This is a genomic window from Candidatus Methylomirabilota bacterium, from assembly GCA_035315345.1.
Lineage (GTDB): Bacteria > Methylomirabilota > Methylomirabilia > Rokubacteriales > CSP1-6 > CAMLFJ01.
This window is the reverse complement of sequence record DATFYA010000073.1, coordinates 1-12058: the sequence shown is the minus strand read 5'-3', so window position 1 is coordinate 12058 and position 12058 is coordinate 1. Positions and strand designations below refer to the sequence as shown.

The following is a 12058-nucleotide window of genomic DNA, read 5'->3' as shown; positions in this document are numbered from 1 at the left end:
GCATGGTCGTCAACCGGGTCGGTCCCCTGTCCTGTGCCAAGATCGTCGGTTTGCTCTACGTCATCCTCGGCCTGATCATGGGCGCCTTCGTCTCGCTGTTCGCGGCGACGATGGGCGGCGTGCCAGGTCGTGATCCCGGCAACCCCGTCTTCGGGATGGCCGCGGTGGTGTTCTTCCCGGTGCTCTACGGCGTGGCGGGCTTCGTGATCACCCTGATCGCGGCCTGGCTCTACAACGGTCTGGCCGGACTGGTCGGCGGAGTCGAGATCGATCTGCGCTGAGCGCACCGCCGAGAGCGCTCGGTCACGGCAACTCGGCGATCCAGCGGGCGATCAGGTCCTGCACCCGCTCGAACACCTCCTCCTGCCGTACCGGACCACGGCGCGCCACCTTGAGCGAGTGATCGCCGCCTTCGACCACGTGGATCGTCGCGGCGGGGAGCGGCGCGAGGAAGGGCCGAAGCTCGTCCGGCGTGCCGAAGGCATCGCGCTCGCCTTGCACCACCAGCAGCGGCTGCCGGATGCGCGCCAGGTGCTCCACGCGCAGCTGGTCCGGCCGGCCGGGCGGATGCAGCGGGTAGCCCAGGACCACGACGCCGGTCAGCGCCGCGAGCCCCTGGGCGGCCAGGTGAGTGGCCATGCGCCCGCCCATCGACTTGCCGCCGATCACCAGCCGGGGCGACACCAGCTCCGGCCGGGCTCGGACGGCCGTGACCACATCCCGGAAGCAGGCTTCGAGCACCGGCGCGCGATCCGGTAGCCGGCGCCGCTGCTCGGTGTAGGCGAAGTTGAACGTGACGGCCCGGCAGCCGCGGCGGGCCAGCGCGCCGGCGAAGTCGACCATGAACGCGCTGGTCTGGGGCAGCCCAGCTCCATGGGCGAGGATCACGGTAGCGCTGGCCCGCGCGGGATCCGGCGGCGGATAGACGAGCGCGGTCACGCTCGAGTCGCCGACCGCCACCTGCATCGACTCGGGCACGGCGTGCCCTAGCCGAGAAGGTTCTCGGCCGCTTCCATGAAGGTCTCGGACAAGGTCGGGTGGGCGTGGATGGTGGCCGCGACGTCCTCGACGAGCGCCGCGGTCTCGACCGCCAGGGTGGCCTCCGCGATCAGCTCGCCCGCGCCGGGGCCGACGATGCCGACACCGACAACACGCCCGGACTGCGCATCCGCGACCAGCTTGGTGAGGCCGTCGGAGCGGCCGATCGTCGCGGCACGGCCGGATGCTGCCCATTGGAATTTCGAGACCTTGGGCTCGATGCCCTGCGCCTTGGCCTGAGCCTCGCTGAGCCCGCACCAGGCGATCTCGGGATCGGTGAAGACGACGGCCGGGATGGCCACGTTGTCGAACGCGGACGGCTGGCCGGCGATGGCCTCGGCGGCCACCTTGCCCTGGCGCATGGCTCGGTGGGCGAGCATCGGCTCGCCGGTGACGTCGCCCACCGCGTAGATGTGGGGGTCGTCGGTGCGGCAGCGATCGTCCACCTGGACGAAGCCGGTGCGAGCGGCCAGCCGCACGCGCGTGGCCTCGAGGCCCAGCCCGCCGCTCTGCGCGCGCCGCCCCACCGCGATCAGGACCCGGTCGAAGCGCTGGGTGCCCTGGCCCTCCCAATCCGCCTCGATCGCTCCGCCCGCCTCGCGCAGGGCGGTGACCTTCGTCTTCAGGTGGACGGCGGTGAACAGCTTCTCGATCCGGCGCTGGAGCGGCTGGACGAGGTCGCGGTCCACCCCCGGCAGGAGCCCGTCGGTCATCTCGACGAGCGTCACCTGACTGCCCAGCGTGGCGTACACCGTGCCCATCTCGAGACCGATGTAGCCCCCGCCGATGACCAGCAGCCGCTCCGGGATGTCGGGCAGCTCGAGCGCCGCGGTGGAGTCCATCAGGCGGTCGCTGACGAGCGTCACGCCGGGCAGCGCGCTCGCCCGCGAGCCGGTGGCCACGATGGCGTGCTTGAATCGGATCTTCCGCAGCGCGTCGCCGCCCTCGATGCGCAGGGTGGTCGAGTCCTCGAACACGCCGCGTCCGCCCACCACCTCGACGTGCTTCCCGCGGGCCACCGAGGCGAGCCCGCGGGCGAGCTTGCCGACCACGCGCTCCTGCTTCCACTTCCGCAGCGGGTCGAGCGAGATGCGCGGCTCGCCGAAGTCGACGCCGAACTCCTTCGCGCGCCCCGCCTCGCTGAGCACCGCGGCGACGTGCAGGAGCGCCTTGCTGGGAATGCAGCCCTCGTAGAGGCAGGCGCCCCCCAGCCGACCGGTCGTGTCGATGACCACCGTTTCGAGCCCCAGGTCGCCGCAGCGGAACGCGGCCGAGTAGCCGCCGGGTCCGCCCCCCAGCACGGCCACGTCGACTTCGTCGACGAGATCACCCATCACCATCGGCTACCACTCCCAGAGCAGGCGCTCGGGCGCCTCGAGCCGCTGCACGATGTCGGTGGCGAGGCGCGCGCCGTCCGCCCCGTCGGCGATGCGGTGATCGAAGGTGAGGGTCAGCGGCAGGATCAGCCGCGGGACGATCTGGCCCTGACGCACGACCGGTTCCTGGCGGGCCCGGGCCACGCCCAGGATGGCGACCTCCGGATAGTTGATGATCGGGATCGCGGCGGTGCCGCCGAGCGCGCCGATGTTGGTGATGGTGAAGGTGCCCCCGCGCAGATCGTCGAGCGTGGCCTTGCCCTCGCGAACGCGCTGGGCCAGCGCACCCAGCTCTCGCGCGACCTCGAGCACCGGCTTGCGATCGACGTCGCGCAGCACCGGCACGATGAGGCCGCGCTCGGTGGCCACCGCCACGCCGACGTGGTAGTAGCGCTTGAGGATCATCTCCCCGGCGGCGGGATCGAGGCTCGCGTTGAACTGGGGATGGCTCCGCAGCGCCAGCGCGGTGGCCTTGAGCAGGAAGCCGGTCAGGGTCAGCGTGACGCCCTGGGCGCGCGCGGCCTCGAGGTTGCGGGTGATGATCGCGTCCAGGTCCGTGATATCGGCGCGGTCGAAGTGCGTGACGTGCGGAATCAGCGTGGCCGACAGCGTCATGCGCTCCGCGATGGTCCGGCGGAGGTGCGACAGGGGCGTGCGCTCGACGGGTCCCCACTGCTCGAATCGCGGTAGGGGCGGCGGCTCCAGGCCGACGCCGGCCAGCGGCTTGGCCGGTGCCGCGGGCGCGGCCGGTTTCGCGCGCTCCGCCGGCGCGACGGCCGTCGGCTGGCCCGCCCGTGCCGCCGCGGCCCGCACGTCGTCGTCGACGATCCGGCCGCCCGGCCCGGTGCCGCGGACGCCCGGGAGTGCCACGCCCAGCTCGCGCGCGAGTCGGCGCGTGGCCGGGGTGGCGGCCACGGGGCCCGCGGCGGGAGCCGGCGCCGCCGATGGCCGAGGCGCCGCGGACGGCTCGGCCGGCGCCGGAGACGATTGACCCGGTGCCGCCCGCCGGGGTGGCGCAGCCGTCGGCTTCCGATGAGCCGCGTCGCCGGCCGCGGCAGCCGGCTGCGCCGACGCGCCGTCGTCGGCGAAGGTCACCAGCACGGTACCGACCTTCACGGTCTGGCCAGGCGAGACGTGGATCTTCTCCACCCGGCCGCCCATCGGCGAGGGGATTTCCACCTGCGCTTTGTCGGTCTCCACCTCGAGCAGCGGAGCGTCCTCGGCGATCACGTCGCCTTCCCGCACGAGGACCGCGACGATCTCCGCCTCGGTCAAGCCCTCTCCGAGGTCGGGCAGCGCAAATGGCCTGGACATGAGAAAACTAGAACTTCAGGGTCTCGCGACAGGCCGTCAGCACCCGGGGGACGTCGGGCAGGTTGGCGCGCTCCCGGGCGAAGCCGACGAACGGCACGTCGTGGGCGGTCACCCGCTGGATCGGCGCCTCCAGAGAGAGGAAGGCGCCCTCCATGATCGACGTGGCGATCTCGGCGCCGGGGCCGAAGCTCTTCGGGGCCTCGTGCACGATGACGGCCCGGCCGGTCTTGCGGACGGAGGCGGCGAGCGTGTCGCGGTCGAGGGGAGAGATCGTGAGCAGATCGACGATCTCGGACCCCACGCCGTCCTCCTGTTGCAGGCGGTCGGCGGCTTCGCGGGCGACGCGGACCATCGCGCCGTAGGCCACGATGGTCAGATCGTCACCGGCGCGGTCGACCCGGGCGCGGCCGATCTCCATCGTCTCCATCTCGTCGGGCACGTCCTCCTTGGCCGCGTGATAGAGGGCCTTGGCCTCGAAGAAGATCACCGGGTCAGGATCGCGGATGGCCGAGGCCAGGAGCGCCCGCGCATTGCGGGGTCCGGACGGGATCACCATCTTGAGCCCCGGGATGTGCGCGTAGAACTGCTCCTCGCTCTCGGAGTGGTGCTCCAGCGCGCGAACGCCGCCGCCGTAGGGCATTCGCACCACCATCTGGCAGCCGAAGCGCCCCTGCGTCCGCATGCGGTAGCGGGCGGCGTGGTTCTCGATCTGATGGAAGCACTGGAAGGCGAACCCCGAGAACTGGATCTCGCAGATCGGCTTGAGCCCGTAGAGAGCCATGCCCACGGAGGCCCCGATGATGCCGGCCTCGGCCAGGGGACTGTCCACCACTCGCGTGCCGCCGAACTTCCGGTGCAGGTCCTCGGTGACGCGAAAGACGCCGCCGTCCACGCCCACGTCCTCGCCGATGATCAGCACGTCCGGATCGCGCTCCATCTCCTGGAGCAGCGCCAGGTTCAGCGCCTTGACCATGTTCAGCTTCGCCACGGTCGCCTCTGGCCGCGCATGGGCGGGCTGGTGGGGACCGCGTGCTCACCGCCGGTGGACGCGGGCTCGCGCGCCGGCGCATCGGCGGGCGCCCCGGCCGGGCGCTCGCTCGTCACGTGCTCGAGCCGGGCTTGCATGGCGGTCCGCTGCGCTTCGAGCGCGGGGAAGGGCTCGGCGTAGGCGTGGGCGAACATCGTCAGGGGATCGGCGCCGGCGGTGGCCTCGAACGAGCGAACCGCGGCCGCGATCTCCCCGTCGATCTGGTCCTCGAGGCCGGGCTCGCGGAGACCGCGGGTGTCCAGGTACGCGCCGAAGCGGGTGAGCGGGTCCTTCCGCTCCCAGGACGCGACCTCCTCGGCGGACCGGTACTTGGTCGGGTCGTCCGAGGTCGTGTGCACGCCGAGGCGATAGGTCACGCACTCGATGAGGGTCGGGCCGTCGCCCTGCCGCGCGCGGGCCACCGCCTCCTGGCTGGCCGCGTAGACCGCGAGCACGTCGTTGCCGTCGACCTGGATGCCGGGAAAGCCGTAGGCGAGGGCCTTCTGGGCGATCGTGCGGGAGTTCGTCTGCTTCTTGAACGGGATCGAGATGGCCCACTGGTTGTTCTGGATCACGAACACCACCGGTACGTGCCACACCCCGGCGAAGTTCATCGCCTCGTGGAAGTCGCCCTCCGAGGTCGCCCCGTCGCCGCAGTACACCATCACCACCGCATCGTCGCCGCGGTACTGCGCGGCGTAGGCGAGGCCCACCGCGTGCGGCAGCTGGGTGCTGACCGGGATGCACACCGGCAGGTCGTGCTGGTCCGCCGCGGGCTGGCCGCCCTCGAGATAGCCGGCGAAGAAGAGCAGCATCTTCTCCATCGGCCACCCGCGCCAGAGCATCGACGCGGTCTCCCGGAACGACGGCACCATCCAGTCGGTCCGGCGCAAGGTCGCCACGCTGCCGAGCTGGGCGGCCTCCTGCCCCTTGATCGGAGCGAATGTGCCGATGCGGCCCTGGCGCTGCAGCCGCAGCATGCGCTCGTCGAAGCGGCGCGCCAGCACCATCGAGCGGTACAGGCGCTTGAGCTCGTCGGGGGGAATCGGCGGCTCGACGGCGGAGTCCAGGTTGCCGTCGGCGTCCAGGACCGACAGGTGCTCGACCGTGAACTGCGGCTCGATGTTGGTCCTCGGCATGAGCCTCTCGTGCTCTGCATTCTACCCCTGGATGCATCTAGGCGGGTCCTCGGAAAGCGGGTATTCTCCGGCCATGCGCGTCCGGGTCCGCGTGCCCGCCACCTCCGCCAATCTCGGGCCGGGATTCGACGCGCTGGGCCTGGCGCTGGCGCTGCACAACGAGGTCGTCGCCGAGGCGGCGGCCGAGGTCACGGTCTCGATCGAGGGCGAGGGCCGGGGGCGTCTGGACGAGGGCGCGAAGAATCTCGTGGCGCGTGCGGTGGCCCTCGCGCACGAGGTCGCGGGCCGGCCGTTTCACGGTGCTCGCCTCCGCTGCATCAACCGGATCCCGCTCAGCCGTGGCCTCGGCTCGAGTGCGGCGGCGTGGGTCGGGGGACTGCTCGCCGCCAACGCGTTGATGGGTGAGCCCCTCGATCGGGAAGCCGTCCTGACCGCGGCGGCCCGGGCCGAGGGCCATCCCGATAACGTCGCCGCCGCGCTGCTGGGCGGGCTCACCGTGTCCTGCGCCGATGGCGGGCGGGTCACGGCGGTCAGCCTTCCCGCGCCGAGCGAGGTGGAGTGGGTGGTGCTCCTGCCCGAAACCGAGAGCTCCACCCGCGACGCCCGCGCGGTCCTGCCCGACACGGTCTCGCGCTCCGACGCGGTGTTCAACGTGCAGCGGGTGAGCCTGCTGCTCGCCGCCCTCGCGACCGGCCGCACGGACCTGCTCGACCAGGCCATGCAGGACCGGCTCCATCAGCCGTATCGCCAGCGCCTGTTCCCGTGGATGGAGGCGATCGCGGCCGCGGGCCGCCGGGCCGGCGGACTCGGCTGCGTCCTGAGCGGCGCGGGGCCCTCGATGCTGGCCGCGGTGCGCCAGGGCGGCGGTCGGGCGGTGGCCGAGGCGATGGAACGGGCCCTGCGGGACGTCGGCATCGCCGGTCGCGCGATGCCGCTGCCCGTCGATCCGGTCGGCGCGACGTGGGAACGGGTGTCGGAGACTTGACTCCTACTCGAAGCCGGCAGTACGATCGCTCCAAGGTGTATCCGTGATCAAGAGCGACCGCTGGATCAGGCGGATGGCCGCCGAGAAGGGCATGATCAAGCCCTTCGAGGATCGGCAGGTCCGGAAGGGGTCGATCTCGTACGGCCTGTCGTCCTACGGCTACGACATCCGGATCGCCGACGAGTTCAAGATCTTCACGAACATCAACACCACGATCGTGGATCCGAAGGGCTTCGATCCGCGATCCTTCGTGGACTACCAGGGCGACGTGGCGCTGATCCCGCCGAATTCCTTCGCCCTGGGGCGCTCGGTGGAGTACTTCAAGATCCCGCGCAACGTCCTGACCATCTGCGTGGGGAAGTCCACCTACGCGCGCTGCGGCATCATCACCAACGTGACGCCCTTCGAGCCGGAGTGGGAGGGCTACGTCACGCTGGAGATCAGCAACACCACACCGTTGCCCGCGAAGATCTACGCCAACGAGGGCATCGCGCAGGTCCTGTTCTTTGAATCGGACGAGGCCTGTGAGACGTCATATGCGGACAGGCAGGGGAAGTACCAGGGCCAGCAGGGGATCGTGCTCCCCACCGTCTAGGTCCTGACGCCGGCCTCGCTGACCGGGGCCAGGAGGTGACGTGCCATGGCTGAGCAGAAGAAAAAGGAAACGAGGCCGACCAAGCCTTCCGAAGGCGGGGGCGAGGACGGCGGAGCGGGCAGTGCCGAGCTGAGCAAGAAGGGCAAGAAGATCAAGGAAGAGCTCGACAACCTGCTCGACGAAATCGACGACATCCTCGAGGAGAACGCCGAGGAGTTCGTCAAGAGCTACGTGCAGCGCGGCGGGCAGTAGTCCGACCGCCTGACGTCACGGAGAGAGCGGGAACGATGCCGATCTACGAATACGGATGCCTCGCCTGCGGGGCCGAGTTCGAGAAGCTCGTGCAGGCGCCCACCGCGGTGGCCTGCCCGTCCTGTCGGAGCGACCGGGTGAGCCGTCGCCTGTCGATCGTCGGGGTGAAGGTGGGCGCCCGCGCCTCGAGCGGGCCTGCCGCGCCCATGGGCGGGGGAGGCGGTTGCTGCGGAGGCGGGTGCGGCTGCCACTGAGCGCCTGATCTCCGCGTGACGACGCGGGGCCCTTCGGGGCCCTTTTGTTTTCGCCATGCGCCGCCGTCGGCTGGACAGGGCCGCGCCGCGCTTCTATACTCGGCGCCGTGGATCTGCGCCAGCTCGAGATCTTCGTCAAGGTCGCCGAGCTGGGCTCGTTTTCCCGCGCGGCCGACGCGCTCTTCCTGACCCAGCCGACCGTCTCGGAGCACATCCGCACCCTCGAGGATGATCTGGGCCTCCGGCTGCTGGATCGGCTCGGCCGAGGCGCCGCGGTGACCCGCGGGGGCGCGCTTCTGCTCTCCTACGCGCAGCGGATGCTCGCGCTGTCGCACGAGGCGCGGCAGGCGATGGAGAGCTTCCAGGGCCGCATGAGCGGCGATCTCCTCGTCGGCGCGAGCACGATTCCCGGCGAGTACATCCTTCCCGCGCTGATCGGACGCTTCAAGGAGAAATTCCCCGACATCGCGATCACCCTGCTCATCGGAGGCAGCCAGGCGGTGACCGAATGGGTCGCGGAGGGACGCGCGGAGATCGGCGTGGTGGGTGCCCGCCCGGCGCATCGGAGCATCGAGTACCGCGAGCTCTTCCCGGACGACATCGTGCTGATCGTCGGCGCGGCGCATGCGTGGCACGGGCGCAAGCAGGTGACCATCGAGGAGCTGCGCGCCGAGCCGCTCTTGCTCCGGGAGCGCGGCTCGGGCACGCGCGCGGCGCTGGAGACCGCCCTCGAGGCGGCCGGGGTGGATCTGGCGGAGTGCCGGGTGGTGGGCGAGATGGGCTCGACCCAGGCGATCAAGCAGGCGGTCAAGGCTTCGGTCGGGGTGTCGCTGGCGTCGCGGCGGGCCGTCGAGGACGAGTGCCGGATCGGAGTCTTGGGGTGCCTCCGGGTGAAGAACCTCAAGATCAACCGCGCGTTCTACCTGGCCACCAATCGGGAGCGGAGCCGCTCGCCGCTGGCCGAGGCATTCCGGGCCTTCGTCGAGGCCGAGGCAGTCTGACGCCTCACCGGCGGTCGACGTCCCCTCCGGAACCGTGATGGACACCCGACTGATCGATCCCAGGACCGGCAAGCAGATCCGTCTCACCGCCTACGCGGCCTGCGCGGGCTGAGCGTCCAAGATGGGTCCTGGAGATCTCCAGGACGTGCTCGGTGATCTGCGGCACGAGGAGCACGCCGACCTGTTGGTCGGGCTCGGCAAGAGCGACGACGCCGCGGTCTACCGCGTGAGCGACGACGTCGCGATCGTGGAGACCGTCGATTTCTTCCCGCCCATCGTCGACGATCCGTACCTCTTCGGCGCGATCGCCGCGGCCAACTCGATGTCCGACGTCTACGCGATGGGCGGCCAGGTGCTCTTTGCCCTCAACGTGGCCGGCTTCCCGCGCGACCTGCCCAAGGACATCATCGCGGCGGTGTTCCGTGGTGGCGCGGACAAGGTGCGCGAGGCGGGCGGCGTCATCGCGGGCGGCCACACCGTGGTGGACGCCGAGCCCAAGTACGGCCTGTGCGTGACCGGCCGCGTCGATCCGCGCCGCATCCTGATCAAGGGCGGCCTGCGCGCCGGGCAACGCGTGTTCCTCTCCAAGCCGCTCGGCACCGGCGTGATCGCGACCGCGGCGAAGAACGACAAGACGGATGCGGCGACGCTGGACGGCGCGGTGGCCAGCATGCTGCGCCTCAACCGCGTGGCCGCCGAGGTCGCCCAGCAGGCGGCGGCCCGCGGCGCCACCGACATCACCGGGTTCGGCCTGCTCGGGCACGCGGGCGAGATGGCGGAGTCGTCCGACGCCGGGATCGAGTTCCGCGCGCGCGACCTGCCGCTCCTGCCGGGAGCGCTGGCGTTGGCGGAGGCCGGCGTGTTCAGCGGCGGGATGGGGCGAAACCGGAGCCATCTCGACGCGGCCTTCGCCGCGCGCGGACGGTTCCACGTCGGGCCCGGCGTGCCGGAGTCACTCGTCAAGCTGCTGTGCGAGTCGGAGACATCGGGCGGGCTGCTGTTCGCGGTGGACGCGCCGCGCGCAGAGCAGGTCTTCGAGGCGTTCGCGAAAGCGGGCGAGGCGGTGTGGGAGGTGGGCACCGTCACCGCGGACGCCCGGCTCGCGCTCGTCTAGGCGCGATCACGCCGGAGCGAGCGTCTAGCGGGAGGCGTCGGAGCGCTTCAGGAAGGCGATCAGCTTCTGGCGGAGCTCGGGCGGCAGCTTGGTCTCGGGATGCTCGCGCAGGCGGCGGGCCGCGTCCACGGTGCCTCGGTACGTATTGACGAAGGCCACGCAGGGCGGGCAGCCGTCGAGATGCCACTCGAGCAACTCGGTCTGGTCCGGCGGCAGCGATCCGTCGATGTAGTCGGCGAGGAGCTCCACGCATTCCGGGCACCCGATCTCTCGTGCCGACCCGCCCATGCCCATTCCCCCTCGCCGATGAGGCAACGTGTGATGTAGCCAAACCTTAACATACGCCCGGCCGGCGGCAAGTCCGTCTTTCGCCGTCGCACGGCGCGCGCGGATTGCCTTGACGCGCACGCTCAGTGTAGGCTCGACGCACACATGCCCGCCCGCGTGGCTCTCGTCACCCCCTTCGCGTCGCCATCGGTCCGCGGCAATGCCATCACGGTCGAGCGGATCGCCCGCGGCCTCCGTCAGCGTGAGGTGGAGGTGCGGGTCTGGGATCTCTCCAGCGTGCCCGAGAGCGCGGTCGAGCACCAGATCGTCCAGTACGGGCCGGCGCTGATTCACGCCTTCCACGCGTTCCGCGCCGGGCCGACCGCCGTGCGCCTGGCCCGTCGGACATCGGTCCCGCTGCTGGTGACCCTGACCGGCACCGACGTGAACCACGATCTCGTCGAGCCCGATACCGAGCCGGTCGTGCGCCGCGTGCTCGACGGCGCGAACGCGGTGGGCGTGTTCGACGAGTCGATGGCCGGCGCGATCCTCGCCGCGATGCCCGAGATCGCGGCGCGCATCGTGGTGGTGCCGCAGAGCGTGGCCTTCGAGCCGGCCACCGGGCACTGGCCGGTGGCGGCGGCGTTGCAGCGTTCTCCCGGTCCGATCGTGCTGTTTCCCGCCGGGCTCCGGAAGGTCAAGCAGCCCATCCGGCCGCTCGAGCCGCTCGATCGGCTCCGGCCCGAGCACCCCGGCCTCGAGCTGGTGTACGTCGGGCCCGTGCTCGACCCCGTCGAGGGCGAGGCGTTCGTCCGCTCGCTGGTCGCGCATCCGTGGGCGCGCCATCTGGGCGCGGTCCCGCACAACCGGATGCCGGCCCTGCTGGAGCTGGCCGACGTGGTGCTCAACTGCTCGCTCTCCGAGGGCGGGATGGCCAACTCCGTGCTCGAGGCGCTGTCGCTCGGTCGCGCGGTCCTCGCGAGCAACATCCCGGGCAATCGCTCGCTCGTGGAGGAGGGCGTGACCGGCTTGCTCTTCGACTCGCCCGACGAGCTGTCGGCCAAGGCGGATCGGCTCCTCAAGGATCCGGACCTCCGGGCCCGGCTCGGCGAGGCCGGACGCGAGCGGGTGAGCGCCCGCTATGGCGCCGACCGCGAGATCGACGGCTACCTCGCCGCGTACACGCGCCTCGCGCCCGCGTTTCGCTGAGACCGCGTACGGCGCGGGGCACGGTCCTTGCTGATCGCCTCGTCGCGGCCCGGTCACCTGCGCGTCCGTGCCGCCGTGAGACACGGTCGGCGTGACGGCGGAGCTCGCGCGCGCGTCCGACGAGCGGTCCGACGGGGCAACTAGTTGACGGGGGTAGACGGCCCCCCTATGATGAGTCAATTCCAAGGCGGGAAAGGAGCCGTTCATGGCGCAGCCTCCCGTGTCGAGCCAGCCTCAGGAGCAGCGGGTCACGGAGTTCGTCAGCTCCTATCAGGCGCTGCGGGCCGAAGTCGGCAAGATCATCGTCGGCCACGCTGACGTCGTCGGCCAGGTCCTGGTCGGACTCTTCGCGGGCGGGCACGTCCTGCTCGAAGGCGTTCCTGGGCTCGGCAAGACGCTTCTGATCAAGACGCTCGCCGAGAGCCTCGAGCTGACCTTCTCGCGCATTCAGTTCACTCCCGACCTGATGCCGGGCGACATCACCGGC

At 71.1% G+C, this 12058-nt stretch carries 15 protein-coding genes; 9 read left to right on the top strand and 6 right to left on the bottom strand.

From position 1 onward, the window contains the following. Positions 1-2: 2 nt before the first annotated feature. A complete protein-coding gene (locus VKN16_08590) occupies positions 3-281 on the top strand; it encodes a hypothetical protein (protein HME94257.1) in 279 nt (92 codons plus the stop codon). A 22-nt stretch (positions 282-303) separates the two neighbouring features. On the opposite strand, the gene VKN16_08585 is transcribed toward VKN16_08590, so the two are convergent. Genes VKN16_08585 through pdhA form a run of 5 tightly spaced genes read right to left on the bottom strand, consistent with a single transcriptional unit; the run spans position 304 to position 5894 of the window. Then, the gene (locus tag VKN16_08585; protein ID HME94256.1) at positions 304-978 is read right to left on the bottom strand and encodes an alpha/beta family hydrolase; all 675 of its coding nucleotides are present in this window, start codon (positions 976-978) and stop codon (positions 304-306) included. A gap of 8 nt (positions 979-986) precedes the next feature. After that, complete coding sequence (gene lpdA, locus VKN16_08580; protein ID HME94255.1) at positions 987-2372, bottom strand: dihydrolipoyl dehydrogenase; 1386 nt, start codon at positions 2370-2372, stop codon at positions 987-989. Positions 2373-2381: 9 nt separating this feature from the next. Beyond that, positions 2382-3728: a dihydrolipoamide acetyltransferase family protein gene (locus VKN16_08575; GenBank protein ID HME94254.1), complete on the bottom strand. Its 1347-nt coding sequence runs from the start codon at positions 3726-3728 to the stop codon at positions 2382-2384. A 7-nt stretch (positions 3729-3735) separates the two neighbouring features. Then, positions 3736-4716: an alpha-ketoacid dehydrogenase subunit beta gene (locus VKN16_08570; protein HME94253.1), complete on the bottom strand. Its 981-nt coding sequence runs from the start codon at positions 4714-4716 to the stop codon at positions 3736-3738. Further along, positions 4704-5894 carry a pyruvate dehydrogenase (acetyl-transferring) E1 component subunit alpha gene (gene pdhA, locus VKN16_08565; GenBank protein HME94252.1) on the bottom strand — a complete coding sequence of 397 codons (1191 nt, stop codon included), beginning with the start codon at positions 5892-5894 and terminating at the stop codon, positions 4704-4706. The genes VKN16_08570 and pdhA overlap by 13 nt, the downstream gene beginning before the upstream one ends. A gap of 73 nt (positions 5895-5967) precedes the next feature. Between pdhA and thrB the strand changes: the two genes are divergently transcribed. From thrB to selD, 6 genes are all read left to right on the top strand, one after another. Next, the gene (thrB, locus tag VKN16_08560) at positions 5968-6879 is read left to right on the top strand and encodes a homoserine kinase (GenBank protein ID HME94251.1); all 912 of its coding nucleotides are present in this window, start codon (positions 5968-5970) and stop codon (positions 6877-6879) included. A 43-nt stretch (positions 6880-6922) separates the two neighbouring features. Then, positions 6923-7474, top strand: a complete 552-nt coding sequence (gene dcd, locus VKN16_08555; protein HME94250.1) for a dCTP deaminase — start codon at positions 6923-6925, stop codon at positions 7472-7474. A 45-nt stretch (positions 7475-7519) separates the two neighbouring features. Continuing rightward, complete coding sequence (locus VKN16_08550) at positions 7520-7726, top strand: ubiquitin-like protein Pup (protein ID HME94249.1); 207 nt, start codon at positions 7520-7522, stop codon at positions 7724-7726. A gap of 35 nt (positions 7727-7761) precedes the next feature. Beyond that, the gene (locus VKN16_08545) at positions 7762-7980 is read left to right on the top strand and encodes a zinc ribbon domain-containing protein (protein HME94248.1); all 219 of its coding nucleotides are present in this window, start codon (positions 7762-7764) and stop codon (positions 7978-7980) included. A gap of 107 nt (positions 7981-8087) precedes the next feature. Beyond that, entirely contained in the window at positions 8088-8981 is an 894-nt protein-coding gene (locus VKN16_08540; GenBank protein HME94247.1) for a selenium metabolism-associated LysR family transcriptional regulator, read from the top strand. Between the two features lie 37 nt (positions 8982-9018). Next, positions 9019-10095 (top strand): selenide, water dikinase SelD, encoded by a 1077-nt coding sequence (gene selD / locus VKN16_08535; GenBank protein ID HME94246.1) that lies wholly within the window; start codon positions 9019-9021, stop codon positions 10093-10095. Between the two features lie 24 nt (positions 10096-10119). On the opposite strand, the gene VKN16_08530 is transcribed toward selD, so the two are convergent. Beyond that, positions 10120-10383 carry a zf-HC2 domain-containing protein gene (locus VKN16_08530; protein HME94245.1) on the bottom strand — a complete coding sequence of 88 codons (264 nt, stop codon included), beginning with the start codon at positions 10381-10383 and terminating at the stop codon, positions 10120-10122. Positions 10384-10527: 144 nt separating this feature from the next. On the opposite strand from VKN16_08530, the gene VKN16_08525 reads away from it, so the two are divergent. Both VKN16_08525 and VKN16_08520 read left to right on the top strand, forming a co-directional pair. After that, entirely contained in the window at positions 10528-11571 is a 1044-nt protein-coding gene (locus tag VKN16_08525; GenBank protein ID HME94244.1) for a glycosyltransferase, read from the top strand. 205 nt (positions 11572-11776) lie between these two features. Further along, on the top strand, positions 11777-12058 hold a 282-nt coding region (locus tag VKN16_08520), incomplete at its 3' end, for a MoxR family ATPase (protein ID HME94243.1).